This is a genomic window from Bradyrhizobium sp. B097 (assembly GCF_038957035.1).
Taxonomy (GTDB): Bacteria; Pseudomonadota; Alphaproteobacteria; order Rhizobiales; family Xanthobacteraceae; genus Bradyrhizobium.
On sequence record NZ_CP152412.1, the window covers coordinates 8,256,226 to 8,273,638 of the forward strand.

17 protein-coding genes are annotated in these 17,413 nt (G+C 64.4%); 7 read left to right on the forward strand and 10 right to left on the reverse strand.

Going from position 1 to position 17,413, the window contains the following annotated elements; genetic code table 11:
- Positions 1-123 precede the first annotated feature (123 nt).
- The 6 genes from AAFG07_RS37960 to AAFG07_RS37985 all read right to left on the reverse strand — a co-directional run bounded on the left by AAFG07_RS37960 (position 124) and on the right by AAFG07_RS37985 (position 4,290).
- Entirely contained in the window at positions 124-897 is a 774-nt protein-coding gene (locus tag AAFG07_RS37960; protein ID WP_342724717.1) for a thioesterase family protein, read from the reverse strand.
- Complete coding sequence (locus tag AAFG07_RS37965; protein ID WP_212314107.1) at positions 897-1,868, reverse strand: nitronate monooxygenase family protein; 972 nt, start codon at positions 1,866-1,868, stop codon at positions 897-899. Before AAFG07_RS37965 ends, AAFG07_RS37960 begins: the two co-directional genes overlap by 1 nt.
- Before the next feature lie 171 nt (positions 1,869-2,039).
- Entirely contained in the window at positions 2,040-2,540 is a 501-nt protein-coding gene (locus tag AAFG07_RS37970) for a hypothetical protein (protein WP_342729363.1), read from the reverse strand.
- Positions 2,541-2,664: 124 nt separating this feature from the next.
- A complete protein-coding gene (locus tag AAFG07_RS37975; protein WP_212314108.1) occupies positions 2,665-3,246 on the reverse strand; it encodes a YqaA family protein in 582 nt (193 codons plus the stop codon).
- Positions 3,247-3,309: 63 nt separating this feature from the next.
- The gene (gene hisE / locus AAFG07_RS37980; RefSeq protein WP_342724718.1) at positions 3,310-3,723 is read right to left on the reverse strand and encodes a phosphoribosyl-ATP diphosphatase; all 414 of its coding nucleotides are present in this window, start codon (positions 3,721-3,723) and stop codon (positions 3,310-3,312) included.
- A gap of 123 nt (positions 3,724-3,846) precedes the next feature.
- Positions 3,847-4,290 carry a hypothetical protein gene (locus AAFG07_RS37985; protein WP_342724719.1) on the reverse strand — a complete coding sequence of 148 codons (444 nt, stop codon included), beginning with the start codon at positions 4,288-4,290 and terminating at the stop codon, positions 3,847-3,849.
- Positions 4,291-4,597: 307 nt separating this feature from the next.
- Between AAFG07_RS37985 and AAFG07_RS37990 the strand changes: the two genes are divergently transcribed.
- The 6 genes from AAFG07_RS37990 to AAFG07_RS38015 all read left to right on the forward strand — a co-directional run bounded on the left by AAFG07_RS37990 (position 4,598) and on the right by AAFG07_RS38015 (position 12,462).
- A complete protein-coding gene (locus AAFG07_RS37990; protein ID WP_342724720.1) occupies positions 4,598-5,608 on the forward strand; it encodes an ABC transporter substrate-binding protein in 1,011 nt (336 codons plus the stop codon).
- Positions 5,609-5,904: 296 nt separating this feature from the next.
- Positions 5,905-7,683, forward strand: a complete 1,779-nt coding sequence (locus tag AAFG07_RS37995) for a glucan ABC transporter ATP-binding protein/ permease (protein WP_342724721.1) — start codon at positions 5,905-5,907, stop codon at positions 7,681-7,683.
- A 251-nt stretch (positions 7,684-7,934) separates the two neighbouring features.
- Positions 7,935-9,323 (forward strand): D-alanyl-D-alanine carboxypeptidase family protein, encoded by a 1,389-nt coding sequence (locus AAFG07_RS38000; RefSeq protein ID WP_342724722.1) that lies wholly within the window; start codon positions 7,935-7,937, stop codon positions 9,321-9,323.
- Positions 9,324-9,498: 175 nt separating this feature from the next.
- The gene (locus AAFG07_RS38005; protein ID WP_342729364.1) at positions 9,499-11,181 is read left to right on the forward strand and encodes a long-chain fatty acid--CoA ligase; all 1,683 of its coding nucleotides are present in this window, start codon (positions 9,499-9,501) and stop codon (positions 11,179-11,181) included.
- Positions 11,182-11,208: 27 nt separating this feature from the next.
- On the forward strand, positions 11,209-11,766 hold the full coding sequence (locus AAFG07_RS38010) for a DUF924 family protein (protein ID WP_342724723.1): 558 nt from the start codon (positions 11,209-11,211) through the stop codon (positions 11,764-11,766).
- Positions 11,767-11,976: 210 nt separating this feature from the next.
- On the forward strand, positions 11,977-12,462 hold the full coding sequence (locus AAFG07_RS38015; RefSeq protein ID WP_050419364.1) for a peroxiredoxin: 486 nt from the start codon (positions 11,977-11,979) through the stop codon (positions 12,460-12,462).
- Between the two features lie 289 nt (positions 12,463-12,751).
- On the opposite strand, the gene rnhA is transcribed toward AAFG07_RS38015, so the two are convergent.
- From rnhA to ispH, 3 genes are read right to left on the reverse strand one after another with little or no spacing between them, the layout of a single operon-like run.
- A complete protein-coding gene (gene rnhA, locus AAFG07_RS38020) occupies positions 12,752-13,213 on the reverse strand; it encodes a ribonuclease HI (RefSeq protein WP_171947839.1) in 462 nt (153 codons plus the stop codon).
- Positions 13,201-14,181, reverse strand: a complete 981-nt coding sequence (locus AAFG07_RS38025; RefSeq protein WP_342724724.1) for a homoserine kinase — start codon at positions 14,179-14,181, stop codon at positions 13,201-13,203. Before AAFG07_RS38025 ends, rnhA begins: the two co-directional genes overlap by 13 nt.
- Positions 14,182-14,186: 5 nt before the next feature.
- The gene (ispH, locus tag AAFG07_RS38030) at positions 14,187-15,161 is read right to left on the reverse strand and encodes a 4-hydroxy-3-methylbut-2-enyl diphosphate reductase (protein ID WP_092118785.1); all 975 of its coding nucleotides are present in this window, start codon (positions 15,159-15,161) and stop codon (positions 14,187-14,189) included.
- 229 nt (positions 15,162-15,390) lie between these two features.
- Here ispH and AAFG07_RS38035 point away from each other — a divergent pair, with 229 nt between their 5' ends.
- Positions 15,391-16,086: a cell cycle transcriptional regulator TrcR gene (locus tag AAFG07_RS38035; protein WP_050405544.1), complete on the forward strand. Its 696-nt coding sequence runs from the start codon at positions 15,391-15,393 to the stop codon at positions 16,084-16,086.
- 120 nt (positions 16,087-16,206) lie between these two features.
- On the opposite strand, the gene AAFG07_RS38040 is transcribed toward AAFG07_RS38035, so the two are convergent.
- Entirely contained in the window at positions 16,207-17,322 is a 1,116-nt protein-coding gene (locus AAFG07_RS38040; protein WP_342724725.1) for an acyltransferase, read from the reverse strand.
- Positions 17,323-17,413 lie beyond the last annotated feature (91 nt).

Here is a 17,413-nt window from a genome sequence, read left to right on the forward strand (position 1 = left end):
CCCCTAACGAGACGAAAACTCGTTGGTGCCGCCAACCGTTCCGGACCCGCAGGGGTATTTTTGCACAAGGGCAGCCGCTCCGGGCTGCCCTTGTCCATCGTGGTGGGTGAAACCGGTCCGGCGCTAGCGCCGCTCGATCACCAGGCTCTGGACGGCCCTGCCGAAATAGCCGCTGATGTCGGCGAGCCGCGACATCGCAAGCCCTGCACCGTCAGGCCCGATCCAGGACTCGCTGTCGAGCAGGACCCAGTCCCCGACCGGCTCGCGCGCCAGGCTCACGGAGAGGTCGGCGTTGATGAAGGTCCACTGACTGAAATCGAGCGCCGGCGAAACGCCGTTGGAGAAATCCGAAGCGACCACCGCACGCATCGCCTGCGAGACGGTGGAGCCCTCGATCAGCGGCTGGTTGACGCGGAACCAGATCGCGCCCGGGCCCAGCACGCCGAAGCGGCCGCGCGCGGCGCGCATCGAGATGTTCTTCACGAACGGACTGTTCGCAAGGTTACCCGGCTCGACGATGCTTTCGTCGGGGCCCGGCAGATCGACCGGAAGGGCTGCGACATCCGGCGGCAGCTCGGCCGCCTGCTGCTTGATCTTGAGCACGGTGGCCGAGACGACGAGAACGCCGGCGGCGAGCAGTCTGACGCCGCAGAGCTGGATCTTGCGGCCGTCGCGCAGGATCTCGCTCGAGACCGTCAGCGGCGCCACCGGCACCGGGCGCATCAGGTCGATCGTGACCCGCGCGATCCGCATCGGCACCGGCGTGGGGATGGCTTCTGCGGCCCACACCACCAGCGCGGCCGGCGCGGAACCGTGCTGCATCCGCGGGTCCCATGGACCCGCGGCATCGGGACTGGTGACGACGCGGTCGCCGTCAACGCGAAAGATCGGCTCCATCAACCAAGCGCCGGATCGACTGCTTCGTCATACTCTTTCTTGAAGCGGGCGATTAGCTCGGCCGCGGGCACCACCTTGGAGATGCTGCCGACGCCCTGGCCGGAGCCCCAGATCTCTTTCCAGGCCTTCGGCTTGGCGCGCTCGCCCGACGAGTCAGTGCCGAAGCTCATCTTCGAGGGATCGGAGGTCGGCAGGTTTTCCGGATCCATGCCGGCAGCGACGATCGACGGCTTCAGGTAGTTGCCGTGCACGCCGGTGAACAGATTGGAGTAGACGATGTCCTCGGCGGACGAATTGGTGATCATGCTCTTGTAGCCCTCGACCGCATTTGCCTCTTTGGTCGCGATGAAGGCGGAGCCGATATAGGCGAAGTCGGCGCCGATGATGCGCGCCGCGCGAATGGCGCGGCCATTGGCGATGGTGCCCGACAGCGCGATCGGCCCGTCGAACCACTGCCGCGTCTCCGACACGAACGGGAACGGCGACAGCGTGCCGGCATGACCGCCGGCGCCGGCCGCGACCAGGATCAGGCCGTCGGCGCCCTTCTCGATCGCCTTGTGCGCGAACTTCTGGTTGATCACATCGTGGAACACGATGCCGCCCCAGCCGTGGACGGCCTGGTTGAGCTCCTCGCGCGCGCCGAGCGAGGAGATGATCATCGGCACCTTGTGCTTCTCGCAAAGCGCCATGTCGTGATCGAGCCGGTTGTTCGACTTGTGCACGATCTGGTTCACCGCGAACGGCGCTGACGGCCGCTCCGGATGCGCCTTGTCGTAGGCGGCAAGCTCTTCCTTGATCCGGTACAGCCATTCATCGAGCAGTTCCGGCGGCCGCGCGTTCAGTGACGGAAACGAGCCGACCACTCCGGCCTTGCACTGGGCGATGACGAGGTCGGGCACCGAGATGATAAACAGCGGTGCCCCGATCACGGGAAGAGACAGGCGGCCCTTGAACAGAGCAGGCATGGACATTGGCGGCGGATCCTCAAGTTGGTTGGTCTCGAATGCTGATCGTCATACCAACAAGGCAATCTTTCCAGTGTCAAGTATTGCGTTACGGCGCTGCAAAAAGGATGACAAAACCTCATCCAGATGCCGTGTTTTCGGGCGCATCTGGCATCCCAGACGCGGTTTCGACCATCTTTATTGGCAGACCGCCCGTGTCACGAAATTTTCCGTCTTGCAGTCGTTCGGCCCGCGCTTGTGGCCCGGCAGATAGACCAGCGGCGAGCATTTCTCGGAGGCGTCGGTATCGATGCTCTTGCCCTCCTTGAACCCCTTGCTCTGGCACAGCCGGTCGGCGCCGATCTTGCAGTCCGGCGCGCCGTTCGAGGCCACCACGCAGGCCGCGCGCCCGGTCACCATCGTCGAGGGGCGCGCAATGTTCGACAGATCGTTGATGGTCTCGCTGGGGCTCTTCAGCTGTGGCAGCGCCGACTTCGACTTCTCGAACAGCTTTCCGATTTCGTCGATCAGTCCGGGATTCTCGCGCTCGACTGGCGCCGGCGACAGCTCGATCTGTTGTTGCTGCGGAGACTCAACAGGCTGCTGCGCCGGCGACTGCACGCCGAGCGCAGGCGGCGCAGTCTGCGCCCGTGCGCTGTCGGTCGCAGGCAGCGCCATCGACAGCGCAAGGCCCGCCATCGCAACGCGCGCCTTGGCTGGATTGAGTCTCGTGAGATTCACCGGTCGTCGATTCCATCAGCCAACGCAACGACCGTAATCCGAAGCCGTCCGCGAGCAAAGACGCGAACAGCTAGAACTTTGGTCAGATCAGCTTGAATGCGACAACAAAGCCCAGCACCAGCACGATCGCGCCGATCGCGACCCACAGGCCGAGCCGCTTCTCGAGCTCGGCGCGGATGACATCGCCATAGCGGTTGAGCAGCACCGCGACGAAGAAGAAGCGGCCGCCGCGTGCGACAATCGAGCACAGGATGAACAGCCAGATGTTGTAGCCGGCAAAGCCCGACGTGATCGTCACCAGCTTGTAGGGGATCGGCGTCAGCCCCTTCACGAGGATGATCACGGCGCCCCACTCGGCATAGGAGGCGCGGAACGCGTCGACCTTGTCGGAGAGGCCATAGAGATGGATCAGCCACTGCCCGAGCGAGTCGTAGAGCAGCGCGCCGATCGCGTAGCCGAGCACGCCGCCGGCAACCGACGCGACCGTGCAGACGGCCGCGAACCACCAGGCCCGCTTCGGCCGCGCCAGCGACATCGGCAACAGCATGATGTCAGGAGGGATCGGAAAGAAGGAGCTCTCGGCGAAGGCGACGGCCGCGAGAATCCAGAGTGCGTAGGGCTTGTCGGCCGCCGCGACGCACCAGTCGTAAATCCGTTTCAACATGGGCGCGATGAACCATCATGGAGCGGATTTGTCCATGCCGGGAATGGATCGAATTTGGTTGATTTACGACTGCCGTTTGCGCAGCCGGTTCTCCAGCGCGACAATTCGACGCCGAACCACCGGAACGGGCGCGGTCTTGGGCAGGGACTTGGAGACCTTGACCGGCGACTTCGGCAGCTTCTCGGCGATCCCGAGCAGCCGCTCGCGCCGCTCCATCTCGCGCCAGACATCCCCCGGCTTCACGCCGGCCGATGCCCACAGCACGGTGAGATTGTAGAGCAGGTCCGCGCTCTCGCGGACGACGGCGTCCGGCTTACCGCTGACGGCGTCGATCACGACCTCGACCGCTTCCTCGGCGAGCTTCTTGGCCATCTTGGCCGGCCCGCGCTGGAACAGCCGTGCCGTGCGCGACGTAGCCGGATCAAGATCCTTGGCCACGATCACCGCCTGGTAAAGCCGCTCGATCGAATCACTCATCCTACGAGCCTAATCGAAACGCGTCGCCAGCGTGTTAACGGGCGAGCCGACAACGAAAAATCCACCGGCCTCGCAGCCGGTGGATTCGATCTTTTGTGACAGTTCTGAGAACCGACGACGGTGTCAGTACGGCGTATAGGGCAGTGCCGAGCGGCGCCCGTAATAGCCGTGATAACCATAATACGGTCCGCCGCCGTAATAGGCCGGGCCACCACCATAATAGGCGGGACCGCCGTAGTAGCCCGGGCCGCCGTCGTAGTAGCCATAGGAGTCGTAATAGTCGCGACGGTTCTGGGCTGCAGCGATCGCCAGACCCGTGCCGACGATCCCGGCGAACACAGCCGCAGCGGCCGCACCACCGCCGCCGCCACGATAGTAGCGACGGCGCGCGCTGATGTCGGTCGCGCCGCTCGTGCCATGCGATGTGGTCACAGCGGCCGCCTTGCCCGCCGGAGCAGAGCCTGCGAACGCCATCGTCGGCTCAACGGCCGTCAACGCCACCGCGGCAACTGTTGCCAATGTGGCTGCGCGGCCAATGGACGAATAAACACCCTTTCGCGCAAACATTGCAGTCATCCTTTGTGGAAGCCGGCCCGACGGGCCCTGCTGAGCTAACCACTACCCCTAGATTAGGTTCCCCAAACCGAATGCAAGCTGAACAACCTGAGGTGAAATCGAGGCAGTCATCGGCCGTTCACCTTGCCTGGAGCAGGATGCCGGCAAATAACGCTTGAAATTGATGCTTGAATTGCACCCTGCCCTGGCGCATTCGATGTCATCAAGCAGTCGCAGCCGGCGCGGCACTTTGTCTCGCCTCCCGGATGTCATGATGCAGGTAAGTCGGACCACCGTTCTCCGCTGGATACTGGCGGGCATGATCGGCCTTTCGGGCGGCGTGTGGCCGGCCGTCACACCGCTGCGCGCCGGCGATGCGCCGCAGCCGCTCACCATTCAGTTCACACTGGACCGTCCGCTTGATGCTGCCGCGGCCCCATTCGTGATGGCGTCAGCCGGCGGCCTGTTCAGCGCCGAGGGCCTTGCGGTCGGCACCAACGTCGCTACTAGCTCGGCGGACGCGATCGCGCGCGTCGCCGACGGATCGAGCGATTTCGCCCTCGTCGACATCAACTCGCTGATCCGCTTTCGCGACAAGCCTGGTGCTGCCCCCGTCAAGGCGGTGTTCGTGCTGTTCAACCAGGCGCCTTATGCGATCATTGCCCGCAAGAGCCGTGGCATCAAGGCGCTGACGGACATCCAGGGCAAGAACCTCGGCGTCGCCGAGGGCGACCTCTCGATCCGGCTGTGGCCAGCGGTCGCCAGGCAGAACGGCATCAAGCTCGCGAGCGTGAAGCAGAATACGATCAGCGCCGCGGTGCGCGAGCCGATGCTTTCCGCAGGCCAAATCGATGCCGTCACCGGCTTCTCCTATCTCTCGGCAATCAACCTGCGCGATCGCGGCGTGCCCGCCGACGATCTCGCGGTGCTGCGCTTCGCCGACTATGGCTGCGAAGCCTATGGCTTTGCCGTGATCGTTAGCCCGCGCCTTGCGGCGGCGAAGCCGGACACGGTGAAACGGTTCGTGCGCGCGGTGATCGGCGGCACCAACCTCGCCGTCAAGGACCCGGCCCGCGCGGCGAGCGAGGTGGTGAGCCGGATGGATGGCGGTTCGCGCGACCTGGAGCTCGAGCGGCTGAGCGCCATCATCCGCGACAACATCCTGACCGGCGAGGTGAAGCGCCGCGGCCTCGGCGGCATCGAGCCGGAGCGCTTCGAGCGATCGGTCGACCAGCTCGCGGAGGACTACAAATTCCAGAAGCGGCCGCACGCCACCGACATCTTCGACGACCAATTCCTGCCGCCGATCGATGGCCGGCTGGTGAATTGACCGCATGCGAATGCGTAGGTGACGAGCGGCACCGAATGTTCAACGTCGTCCTGGCGAAGGCCAGGACCCATTACCCCAGCCGTTTGTTGCGCGACGCTGGGGCCGCTATCCCGCTCTCAATCAAATTCGGTGGCTATGGGTCCTGGCTTCCGCCAGGACGACGGCGTAGGGAGCCGCTCGCCGCAATCACCGTCACCCCGAGCATGACGCGCTGTCACCGCTGGCCCTCGCTGGCGAACCCTGATTAAATTGCATCCCGCCTGACCGGGCGCCCACCGCTGACGAGTCCCGCCGGCATGTCCATGCTTCGCCTCTATACCCGCGTCCTCGAACTGCTCGGCAAGGAGGCGCGGCTCGGCTGGATCCTCGCCGCCGCCAACATGCTGCTCGCCACCGCGCAATTCGCCGAGCCGGTGCTGTTCGGCAAGATCGTCGACGTGCTGTCCGGCCGGCCGGTCACCGGGCTGTTCGCGACCTCCTCGGCATGGCCGCTGCTCGCGGCCTGGGCGGCGTTCGGCCTGTTCACGATCGGCTGCAGCGCGATCGTGGCGTTGCAGGCCGACCGGCTCGCGCACCGCCAGCGCCAGGCCGTGCTGACGGATTATTTCGAGCACATCCTGCAACTGCCGCTGACCTTCCACTCCGGCACCCATTCCGGGCGACTGATGAAGGTGATGCTGAACGGCACCGATGCGCTGTGGCGGCTCTGGCTCGGCTTCTTCCGCGAGCACTTCGCCGCGATCATGTCGCTGATCGTACTGCTGCCGCTCGCGCTCTACATCAACTGGCGGCTGGCGATTCTGCTGTTCGCACTCTGCGTCGTGTTTACCGTGCTGACCACGCTGGTGGTGCGCAAGACCTACGGCATGCAGAGCGAGGTCGAGGCCTATTACAGCGACCTCTCGGCGCGCGCCTCCGACGCGCTCGGCAATGTCGCGCTGGTGCAGAGCTTCGTGCGGATCGATTCCGAGGTGCAGGGCCTGCGTTACGTCGCCGACAAGCTGCTCGCAGTGCAGATGCCGGTGCTGTCATGGTGGGCGCTGGTCACCGTGATCACGCGCGCCTCGACCACCATCACCGTGCTTGCGATCTTCACGGTCGGCATCGCGCTTCACAACGAGGGCCTCACCACGGTCGGCGAGATCGTGATGTTCGTCTCGTTCGCCACCATGCTGATCCAGAAGCTCGAGCAGGTGGTGAGCTTCATCAACAATGTGTTCATGGAAGCGCCGCGCCTGCAGGAATTCTTCGACGTGCTCGATGCGGTACCGGCGGTGCGCGACCGGCCCGGTGCGGTCGATCCCGGCCGGCTGTCGGGGCTGGTCGAATTCAACGACGTCTCGTTCTCCTATGACGGCAAGCGGCCGGCGATCGAGGACCTCAGCTTCACCGCATTGCCCGGCCAGACCATCGCGCTGGTCGGCTCGACCGGCGCCGGCAAATCCACCGCGATCGCGCTGCTGCATCGCGCGTTCGATCCGCAATCCGGCATCATCAAGATCGACGGTATGGACATACGCGCGCTGAAACTGACGGCGCTGCGGCGGAACATCGGCGTTGTGTTCCAGGAGGCGCTGCTGTTCAACCGCTCGCTCGCTGACAATCTGCGTGTCGGCAAGCCCGATGCGACCGATGAGGAGCTGCGTACCGCCGCGGCGCGCGCGCAGGCGCTGGATTTCATCGAGCGCAGCGAAAAGAAGTTCGACACCCATGCCGGCGAACGCGGCCGCATGCTGTCCGGCGGCGAGCGGCAGCGGCTGTCGATTGCGCGTGCGCTGCTCAAGGATCCGCCGATCCTGATCCTCGACGAGGCGACCAGCGCGCTCGACGCCGTCACCGAGGCCAAGGTCAATGCTGCTCTCGACGAAGTGATGAAGGGCCGCACTACCTTCGTGATCGCGCATCGTCTTTCGACCATCCGCTACGCCACCCGCATCCTGTTGTTCGACCAGGGACGGGTGATCGAAAGCGGAACTTTCGATGAACTGGTGGCGAAAGGCGGGCGTTTTGCCGAACTCGCGCGGGCCCAGTTCATGGTCCAGGAGCAGGCGCGCGCCGGCATCGAGGCACCATAATTCTGCCCTTTCCAATTGAGGCGGCTGCCGAAATTCAGCCGATTTCGTCCACGATATAATTGGCCGGCCTCTGTTCTCAGCTGGCAAGCCGGTATAGGTTTGCATCGCCGCAATGCGGCGCCGGACACGCTTGAAACCCGTACGTCACATCGCAAGACCTCCTTCTCGAAGGCGGGTCTCAAAGGACCGGAACCGTCGTGTATTTTCCTCGCCCGCTGCGCCCGTCGTTGAAATGGATTCTGGCCACAGCGATGCTCGCCATCGCAACGCCGCAGATCGCGCAGGCCGAGGCGCTGCTGGTCGTCGAGGCCGATACCGGGAAGGTGCTGCAGGCCGACAACGCCACGATGCCGTGGTACCCGGCTTCGCTCAGCAAGCTGATGACCGCCTATGTGACGCTGAAGGCGGTCAAGGATGGCCGGGTGTCGCTCGACACGCTGCTCACGGTGTCGCCGACCGCGTCATCGCAGTCGCCCTCGAAGATGGGCCTTCGGCCCGGCACCCAGGTCACCGTCGACAACGCGCTCAAGATGATGCTGGTGAAGTCGGCCAACGACATGGCCGTGGTGCTGGCCGAGGGCATCGGCGGCTCGATCGACGGCTTTGCCGGCGAAATGAACCAGACCGCCTCGAGGCTCGGCATGACGCAAACGAGCTACGTCAACCCGAACGGCCTGCCCGCCGACGGCCAGATCACCTCGGCGCGCGACATGGCGATCCTCGCCCGCGCCATCATCCGCGACCTGCCGGAATACGAATATTTCGTCCACATCCCGTCGATCCGCTTCGGCCGCCGCATCACCCAGAACTTCAACAAGCTGATCGGCCGCTATCCCGGCGCCGACGGCTTCAAGACCGGCTTCATCTGCGCTTCCGGCTACAATCTCGTGGCGTCGGCGACGCGCGACGGCAAGCGGCTGATCGCCGTGGTGCTCGGCGCCTCCTCGGGCCGCATGCGCGCGATCCGCGCCGCGCAGCTTTTGGATCGCGGCTTTGCCAATAACGGGCTGGCGTGGCTGCGGCCCTCGCTCGGCACCGTCGACAATCTGGTGCCGATCGATTCCACCCCGCCGAACCTGCGCGAGGAGATGTGTGGCGCCAAGCACAAGCGGCCCGCCAGCGACGAGGACGGAGAAGACACCGTCGCCAGCGCCAGCGCGAGCACCAACGGCGACAGTGGCGTGAGCTTCTTCGCCTCGGGCCTGCAGGCCGCGATGCCGACAAAACCGGCCGACATGCTGGCGCAGCCGGCGGCGGCGTCCGAACCGGTCGTGGTTTATACGGGACCGACCAAGACCGGCGCTGCGTTGATCGCCGCGGTCGAGGCCGACACCGAGAAGCTGCAGCCGGCCAAGCGCGCCAAGGGCAAGCACACCCGTGTCGCCGGCAAGAAGTCCGATGCGGCTGATGACGCCAAGGGTGACAGCAAGAGCGCCTCCAAGTCAGATAACTCTAAGTCGGACAGCAAGCCGGCGGCCAAGCCGGTGCGTCACGCCAACGCCAAGCCGGATGCCGCAGCTGCGAAGCCCGCCGCGGACAAGCCGGCCGCCGCAAAGCCTGCCGGCAAGCCGGCGGCGGCAAAGCCTGCTGCAAAGCCCAAGGCTGAGAAACCGAAGGCCGACGCCAAGCCGGCAGGCTAGCAGAGCGTCACCCCCTCCGATCTCCCAATGCGTCGATAGCGCGCAGCGGCTTGCCATTGGCCGCGGCATCGCTCAATACTGCCTGAAATAAAGCGGCCAAGACGCGGTCAAGGGTCGGAAAACCCGGAAGCAATCCGGGACATCAGCCAAATTTATATGAGAGGGAATGATCATTATGGAGCGCATCTGGCTCAAGCATTATCCGGCCGGCGTGCCCGCCGATATCGACGTCACGCAATATTCGTCACTGGTCGAATTGCTGGAAGAGAGCTTCAAGAAATTCGCCGATCGCAAGGCGTTCATCTGCATGGACAAGGCGATCACCTATCGCGAGCTCGACGAGATGTCGACGGCGCTCGGCGCCTACCTGCAGAGCAAGGGGCTGCAGAAGGGCGCGCGGGTCGCGCTGATGATGCCGAACGTGCTGCAATATCCGGTCGCGACCGCCGCCGTGCTGCGCGCCGGCTTTGCCGTGGTCAACGTCAATCCGCTCTACACCCCGCGCGAGCTCGAGCACCAGCTCAAGGATTCCGGTGCCGAAGCGATCATCGTGCTGGAGAACTTTGCCACCACCGTGCAGAAGGTGCTTGCGAACACGGCCGTCAAGCATGTGATCGTCGGCAGCATGGGCGACCTGCTCGGCTTCAAGGGCGTGATCGTCAATCTCGTCGTGCGCCGGGTGAAGAAGATGGTGCCGGCCTGGTCGATCCCCGGCGCTGTCGGCTTCAATGATGCGCTGTCAGCCGGTCGCGGCCTGAAGATGAACAAGCCGGCGCTGACGCTCGATGACGTCGCCTTTCTGCAATATACCGGCGGCACCACCGGCGTCTCCAAGGGCGCCACCCTGCTCCATCGCAACATCCTGGCCAACGTGCTGCAGAACGACGCCTGGCTGCAGCCGGCGCTGGCGAAGCCGCCGATCGTCGAGCAGATGGTCATCGTCTGTGCGCTGCCGCTCTATCACGTCTTTGCGCTGACCGCGTGCTATCTGCTGGGCATGCGGGCCGGCGGCACCAATCTGCTGATTCCGAATCCGCGCGACATGGCAGGCTTCGTCAAGGAACTGTCGAAGTACCAGGTCAGCTTCTTCCCGGCGGTCAACACCCTCTACAATGGCCTGTTGAACACGCCCGGCTTCGACAAGCTCGACTTCTCCAAACTGAAGATCGCCAACGGCGGCGGCATGGCGACGCAAAAGCCGGTCGCGGAGAAATGGCTGAAAGTCACGGGAATCTCGTTGTCGGAAGGCTATGGTCTGTCGGAGACCTCGCCGACGCTGACCTGCAATCCCGCGACGATCACGGAGTTCTCCGGGACGATCGGCCTTCCGGTCCCCTCGACCTGGCTCTCGATCCGCGACGACGACGGCAATGAACTGCCGCTCGGCGAGGCCGGCGAAATCTGCGCCAAGGGCCCGCAGGTGATGTCGGGGTATTGGAACCGCCCCGAAGAGACCGCCAAGGTGATGACGGCGGATGGCTATTTCCGCACCGGCGACATCGGCGTGATGGACGAGAAGGGCTATACCAAGATCGTCGATCGCAAGAAGGACATGATCCTGGTCTCCGGCTTCAACGTCTATCCGAACGAGATCGAGGAAGTGCTGGCGAGCCATCCCGGCGTGCTGGAATGCGCCGTGATCGGCGTCCCCGATGCGAAGTCCGGCGAGGCGGTGAAGGCCTTCGTGGTCAAGAAGGACCCCAATCTCTCGGCCGAGGACGTCATCAAGTTCGCCGCCACCCAACTCACCGCCTACAAGGTGCCGAAGCAGATCGAGTTCAGGACCGACCTGCCGAAGACCAATGTCGGCAAGATCCTGCGTCGCGAGCTGCGCGACGAGAAGAAGGCCGCGGCCTGATACAAGTGACGCGGGCGTTGGACAAACATGACTGACGCTCGCATCGCGACGCCTGCCGACATCCTGGCGTTCTGGCGAGAAGCCGGCCGCGAGCGCTGGTACAAGCACGACGACGCCTTCGATGCCGAAATCCGCAGCCGCTTCCTTGCCACCTGGCAGAAGGCGGCTGCCGGCGAATTGTCGTCATGGGAGGCAAGCGACGAGGGCGCGCTGGCGCTGACCATCGTGCTCGACCAGTTTCCGCGAAACCTGTTTCGAGGCGACGCCAGGACCTTTTCAAGTGACGCGCTGGCGCGTGACGTGGCAAGGCGCGCCATCGACCGCGGCGTCGATGCGCGGACCGACCCGGTGCTGCGCGAATTCCTCTATCTGCCCTTCGAGCATTCGGAGGACCTCGACGACCAGCAGCGCTGCGTGATGCTGTTCCGGCAATATGACTGCCATCCCGACAACCTGAAATACGCTGAGGACCACGCCGACATCATCCGCCGGTTCGGCCGCTTCCCGCACCGTAACCGGGTGCTGGGCCGGGAAACCACCGCGGACGAGCAGGCCTTTCTCGACGCCGGCGGGTTTTCCGGCTGATGACGGAACGGTGACCGGAGCCTTTTCCGTTCCGATTGCATCGGAACGGGGCTCCAGACTCTTGTTTTGACGCGTTTTCTTCACGCGAACCGGTACCCACTTCGCTCGAAAACGCTCTCGCCTTCGGCATTGCCGTTCCCGCAGCAGGCCGTATTGTGCCGTCCAACCGCCGGGTTTAAGACAATTCCGCTTCACCGAGGGAGAACAACGATGACGATCAATGTTGGCGACAAGCTGCCGGAAGCCAAGTTTCGCGTAATGACCGCCGAAGGTCCGCAGGTCAAAACCACCGACGACATTTTCAAGGGCAAGAAGGTCGCCCTGTTTGCGGTGCCCGGCGCCTACACCGGCACCTGCCACAAGATGCATCTGCCGAGCATCTTCCTCAACGCCTATGCCATGAAGAACAAGGGCGTCGACACCATCGCGATCGTCTCGGTCAACGACGCCTTCGTGATGAACGCCTGGAAGCGCGACACCGACCAGCGCGACGAAGCCGTCTTCCTGGCCGACGGCAATGCCGACTTCGCCAAGGCGATCGGCATGGAGCTCGACGCCTCCGGCAACGGCCTCGGCATCCGCTCCCACCGCTACTCGATGCTGGTCGAGGACGGCGTGGTGAAGAAGCTCAACAAGGAGCCGGCTCCGGGCAAGGTCGAGGTCTCCGGCGGCGACACGCTGCTCGGGCAGCTCTGAGCTGACGGCCCACGCACACTGTCATCGCCCGGCTCGACCGGGCGATCCAGTACGCCCCGGCCTCTCGTTTCAATCACCACTGTCTCTGGAATACTGGATCGCCCGCTTTCGCGGGCGATGAAAGTTGTGGGCATGGCGATAGCCGGGATCGCTGATCCGTAGGATGGGTAGAGCGCAGCGAAACCCATCGGCTTCGTGCCGTGTATTGAGATGATGGGTTTCGCTTCGCTCTATCCATCCGACACAGTTACCCACCCTGCGCAGCCGATACGCGGCGCGACCGTGCGCCCTACCCCTTCAACCTTGCCATCGCCACGCCTTCCCGCGCCAGCTCGTCGGCGCGTTCGTTCTCGGCGTGGCCGGCATGGCCCTTGATCCAGTGCCAGCGCACCTCGTGCGGCTTCAGCGCGGCGTCGAGGCGCTGCCACAGCTCGACATTCTTCACCGGCTTCTTGTCGGCCGTGCGCCAGCCGTTGCGCTTCCAGCCGTGGATCCATCCGGTGATGCCCTGGCGGACGTACTGGCTGTCGGTGGTGAGGTCGACTACGCAGGGCTTCTTCAGGGCTTCCAGCGCCGAGATCGCCGCCATCAGCTCCATGCGGTTGTTGGTGGTGTGCGCCTCGCCGCCCTTCAATTCCTTCTCGACGTCGCCAAATCTGAGGATCGCGCCCCAGCCGCCCGGTCCGGGGTTTCCGGAGCAGGCACCATCGGTGAAGACAATCACATGCGGCTTGTCGCTCACGCCACGCATCCTACCGGCGTGATGCCGTAGTCGTTGATCGCAGCGACGTTCTGGTGGAAGCGCAGCTTGCGGACGTATTCCAGCGGGTCCTTCGGCTGCACCAGCGCACCCGCGGGCACGTTGAGGAAATCGACCAGTCGCGTCAGCAGGAAACGGAGCGCGGCGCCGCGCGCGAGCAGCGGCAGCGCGGCCTCTTCCGCCGCCGACAATTGCCGCTCGCGGTTATAGGCATTGAGCAGCGCGCGCGCCTTGGTGACGTTGAAGGAATGATCCGGCTCGAAGCACCAGGCGTTGAGGCAGATCGCGACGTCGTAGGCCAGGATGTCGTTGCAGGCGAACGGAAAGTCGATCAGGCCCGAGAGCTTGTCGCCGAGGAAGAAGACGTTGTCGGGAAACAGATCGGCATGGATCACGCCGACCGGAAGGTCCGCCGGCCACGCGGCCTCGAGATGATCGAGCTCGCGCGCGATGAAGTCGTGCAGACCCGGCTGCACGCTGTCGGCCCGCGCGGCGGCAAGATCGAACAGCGGCCGCCAGCCGGAAACCGACAGCGGATTGTTGCGGACCAGCGGAAAGTCGCGACCTGCGAGATGCATTTTCGCCAGCGCCTCGCCGACGCCGGAGCAATGCGCCACGTTCGGCCGCCGCGGCCACACGCCTTCGAGGAAGTTGATGATCGCCGCCGGCCGGCCGGCAAGCCGGCTGTAGACCTCGCCCTTGCGGTTGCGCGCCGGCTGCGGGCACGACACCCCGCGCTCGGCGAGATGCGCCATCAGCGACAGGAAATACGGCAGGTCGTCCTCCGCCACGCGCTTCTCATAGAGCGTGAGGATGTAGGCGCCCTGGCTGGTGTGCAGCAGGAAGTTCGAATTCTCGACGCCCTCGGCGATGCCCTTGTAGGAGAGCAATTCGCCGATGTCGTAGCTCTTGAGGAATTCCGCGAGGTCTTCGGCGGCAACGTCGGTGTAAACCGCCATATGGTCTATTCCGCGGCGGCAGCGTCGGGCCGCAGCGAACGCGGCAGCGGGAAGAACTCGTTCTCTTCCGCGGCCGAGACCGTCTCCACGTGAAGCTCGAAGCGCTCGGCGAAGGCGCCCATGATCTCCTCGACGATCACTTCCGGCGCCGAGGCGCCCGCGGTGATGCCGAGGCTCGTGATGCCTTCGAACCTGCTCCAGTCGATGTCGCTGGCACGTTGTGCAAGCACGGCAATGGGACAGCCCTCGCGCTCGGCGACCTCGCGCAGGCGCTGCGAGTTCGACGAGTTCGGCGCGCCGACCACGATCAGCGCATCGACCACCGGCGCCACCTTCTTGACCGCCAGCTGGCGGTTGGTGGTGGCGTAGCAGATGTCTTCCTTGTGCGGACCGTTGACGTTCGGGAAGCGCTGCTTGAGCAGCGCCACGATCTCCGCGGTGTCGTCGATCGACAGCGTGGTCTGGGTCACGAAAGCGAGGTTGTTGGGGTCCTTCGGGACGAAGGTCTTTGCATCCTCGGCCGTCTCGATCAGGGTCACGGCGCCGACCGGGAGCTGGCCCAGGGTGCCGACCACCTCGGGGTGATGCGAATGCCCGATCAGCAGGATCTCGCGGCCGCGCTTGAAATGGATCGCCGCCTCGCGGTGGACCTTGGTCACCAGCGGGCAGGTCGCATCCAGCGAGAAGAAATTGCGGGATTTGGCCTCGGCCGGAACCGACTTGGGAACACCATGGGCCGAAAATACCACCGGCGCATTGGTATCGTCGGGGATTTCGGCCAATTCCTCGACGAAAATGGCGCCTTTGGTCTTCAGGCTGTCGACCACATACTTGTTATGGACGATTTCGTGCCGGACATAGACCGGGGCACCATAAATGGTGAGCGCGCGTTCGACTGTATCGATGGCGCGGACCACCCCGGCGCAAAAGCCGCGGGGGGAACAAAGCACGATTCTAAGATCGGGTTTTTTCGCTGACATCAGGCTGTCTCGGGGCAATCTCGGGACCGAATCACCCCTCGCCGGCGGGCGGGGAACGGCCAGTTAGGATAAGGACTTGGGACTGCTTTCGGGCGCTGTCAAGGCGATTTTGCTGGCCCATTGCGCCATTCCCCCCGGAGGGCTTATATAGGCCCTATAATTCCCGTCATCGCCGATGACTACCAGCTTCGCCTCTACAGAGGTGGGCGAAGCACAAAGGAGATTTGCCATGAGCAACGCACCGCTGATGCCGAAGGCGACTGCCGTGTGGTTGGTCGATAATACCGCCCTGACGTTCGATCAGGTGGCCGATTTCACCAAAATGCACCCCCTGGAGGTGCGCGCCATCGCCGACGGCGACGCCGCCCAGGGCATCAAGGGCATGGACCCGATTTCCAACGGCCAGCTGACCCGCGAGGAGATCGAGCGCGGCGAGCGGGACCAGAATTACCGCCTCAGGCTCCAGGAGAGCAAGGTGGTGCTGCCGACCGCCGCCAAGAAGAAGGGCCCGCGCTACACCCCGGTGTCGCGCCGCCACGAGCGGCCGAGCGCGATCCTCTGGCTGGTGCGCAACCACCCCGAGCTCAAGGACGCCCAGATCATGCGTCTGGTCGGCACCACCAAGACCACGATCGCCAGCGTGCGCGACCGCACCCACTGGAACGCCTCGACCCTGACCCCGATGGACCCGGTGACGCTCGGCCTGTGCTCGCAGATCGAGCTCGATTTCGAGGTGCAGCGCGCCGCCAAGGAGAAGCCGACCACGACCGTCTACGGCGGCGCCACGCTGCTGCCGGCCTCCGAGACCACGCGCAAGGACGAGCTGGACGATCAGCCGATCGAGCGGCACGACGATCTCAATGTTGATGCCGTGTTCGCCAAGCTGAAGACGATCGGCGGCAAGAAGGCCGACGACGAAGAATAGGCGCTGGCTGCGTTTCTCGAGGACCGGAATACGAAACGCGGCAGGGCAACCCGCCGCGTTTTTGTTTGGGGCACGGGTAGCCTCGATCCCGCTAGCGGCGCGCCGGTGGCCCGCTTTCGCTTACCCGAACGAGAAGCGCCGGTGGGCGAAGTCGAGCAACGGACGTTCGAAATATCGATAACTCAGGGCACACAGGGCGAACGTCAGCGCGAGCGCGCCGAAGGTCAGCGAGAGGCCGGCGAGGCTCTCGACTGTCCTCGGTTGATGCAGCACGGCGAACAGCAGGTACAGGATGACGTGGTGGGTGAGATACGCCGCGTAGGACGTCCTGGCGAAGAAGCTCGCGACCGAACTGCGCAGCAGCGCGAGCTTTGGCGAGCCGCGATTTTCGAGGACGACGAACAGCAGAGAACCGAAGAAGATCTCGACCTGCGTGTGCGAGAACGCCACCGACCAGCGCTTCCATCCGAACAGCCACAGCAGCGGAAGCGAGACGCTCGACCATTTGAGGACGGCTGCGACGCGTCTGGAGACCTCGGCATCCGGCTTGCGATAGAGGCGCCACCAGGCGATCAGCGCGCCGATCGCCAGCGAATCGATCCTGAACTGCGGCAGCACGTACCAGCCGTAAGCGTCCGGCAGCGCGCTATCGATCAGGCGTCCGATCGGGCAGATCAGGATCGGCACGAGCAGGATCGCGAACAGCCGCTCGGACGGGATGTTCCGCACCAGCAACGGAAACAGCAGATAAAACTGCTCCTCGATCGCGAGCGACCAGGTGACGGCCAGCCAGAAGGCGCCATCGGTCTGCGCCTTGGCCATGCCGAAGTTCTGCAAGCCGAACAAATACAGCCAGCCGGGCACGCCCCTTGTGTCGAACAGATCAGGGCTTAGCGAAAAATACCAGCCGATCAGAGCGCAAGCGCACATCAGGTAGTAGAGCGGCCAGATGCGAAACGCGCGCCTGCCGTAGAAGGCCGAGTAATATCGTTCGGCCGCGCGGTGGCGCAGCAGAATTTCCGTGATGAGATAGCCGGACAGAATGAAGAACAGGTCGACGCCGAAGCGGCCGACATGCAGCAGTTTCCACGGCCAGCCCTGCGGACCGTCCGGCGCGCCGAAATAGTGCCAGATGACGACGATCAGCAACGCGATCGCGCGCAGCCCGTCGAGCTCTCCGATCCTGTCACGCTCCAACGCGAGCTCGCCTTCCACAAGCACAGGACCTGGTCTCATCCAAAACAGCCGCTCATGATTGCATGCGGCGAGCCAACACCTTGCCGGAATTTGGCCCGGCGGCCGTCCACGCATACCCGACCGGCCGGGC

Excerpts from the sequence above, each read along its gene's own strand:
- ispH (WP_092118785.1), bottom strand. The coding sequence starts at position 15,161 with ATGTCAGCGAAAAAACCCGATCTTAGAATCGTGCTTTGTTCCCCCCGC.
- AAFG07_RS38010 (WP_342724723.1), top strand. The coding sequence starts at position 11,209 with ATGACTGACGCTCGCATCGCGACGCCTGCCGACATCCTGGCGTTCTGG.
- AAFG07_RS38035 (WP_050405544.1), top strand. The coding sequence starts at position 15,391 with ATGAGCAACGCACCGCTGATGCCGAAGGCGACTGCCGTGTGGTTGGTC.
- AAFG07_RS38015 (WP_050419364.1), top strand. The coding sequence starts at position 11,977 with ATGACGATCAATGTTGGCGACAAGCTGCCGGAAGCCAAGTTTCGCGTA.
- AAFG07_RS37995 (WP_342724721.1), top strand. The coding sequence starts at position 5,905 with ATGTCCATGCTTCGCCTCTATACCCGCGTCCTCGAACTGCTCGGCAAG.
- rnhA (WP_171947839.1), bottom strand. The coding sequence starts at position 13,213 with ATGCGTGGCGTGAGCGACAAGCCGCATGTGATTGTCTTCACCGATGGT.
- AAFG07_RS38025 (WP_342724724.1), bottom strand. The coding sequence starts at position 14,181 with ATGGCGGTTTACACCGACGTTGCCGCCGAAGACCTCGCGGAATTCCTC.
- AAFG07_RS38040 (WP_342724725.1), bottom strand. The coding sequence starts at position 17,322 with ATGAGACCAGGTCCTGTGCTTGTGGAAGGCGAGCTCGCGTTGGAGCGT.
- AAFG07_RS37985 (WP_342724719.1), bottom strand. The coding sequence starts at position 4,290 with ATGTTTGCGCGAAAGGGTGTTTATTCGTCCATTGGCCGCGCAGCCACA.
- AAFG07_RS37990 (WP_342724720.1), top strand. The coding sequence starts at position 4,598 with ATGATCGGCCTTTCGGGCGGCGTGTGGCCGGCCGTCACACCGCTGCGC.
- AAFG07_RS38005 (WP_342729364.1), top strand. The coding sequence starts at position 9,499 with ATGGAGCGCATCTGGCTCAAGCATTATCCGGCCGGCGTGCCCGCCGAT.
- hisE (WP_342724718.1), bottom strand. The coding sequence starts at position 3,723 with ATGAGTGATTCGATCGAGCGGCTTTACCAGGCGGTGATCGTGGCCAAG.
- AAFG07_RS37975 (WP_212314108.1), bottom strand. The coding sequence starts at position 3,246 with ATGTTGAAACGGATTTACGACTGGTGCGTCGCGGCGGCCGACAAGCCC.
- AAFG07_RS37970 (WP_342729363.1), bottom strand. The coding sequence starts at position 2,540 with ATGGCGGGCCTTGCGCTGTCGATGGCGCTGCCTGCGACCGACAGCGCA.
- AAFG07_RS37965 (WP_212314107.1), bottom strand. The coding sequence starts at position 1,868 with ATGTCCATGCCTGCTCTGTTCAAGGGCCGCCTGTCTCTTCCCGTGATC.
- AAFG07_RS37960 (WP_342724717.1), bottom strand. The coding sequence starts at position 897 with ATGGAGCCGATCTTTCGCGTTGACGGCGACCGCGTCGTCACCAGTCCC.
- AAFG07_RS38000 (WP_342724722.1), top strand. The coding sequence starts at position 7,935 with ATGCTCGCCATCGCAACGCCGCAGATCGCGCAGGCCGAGGCGCTGCTG.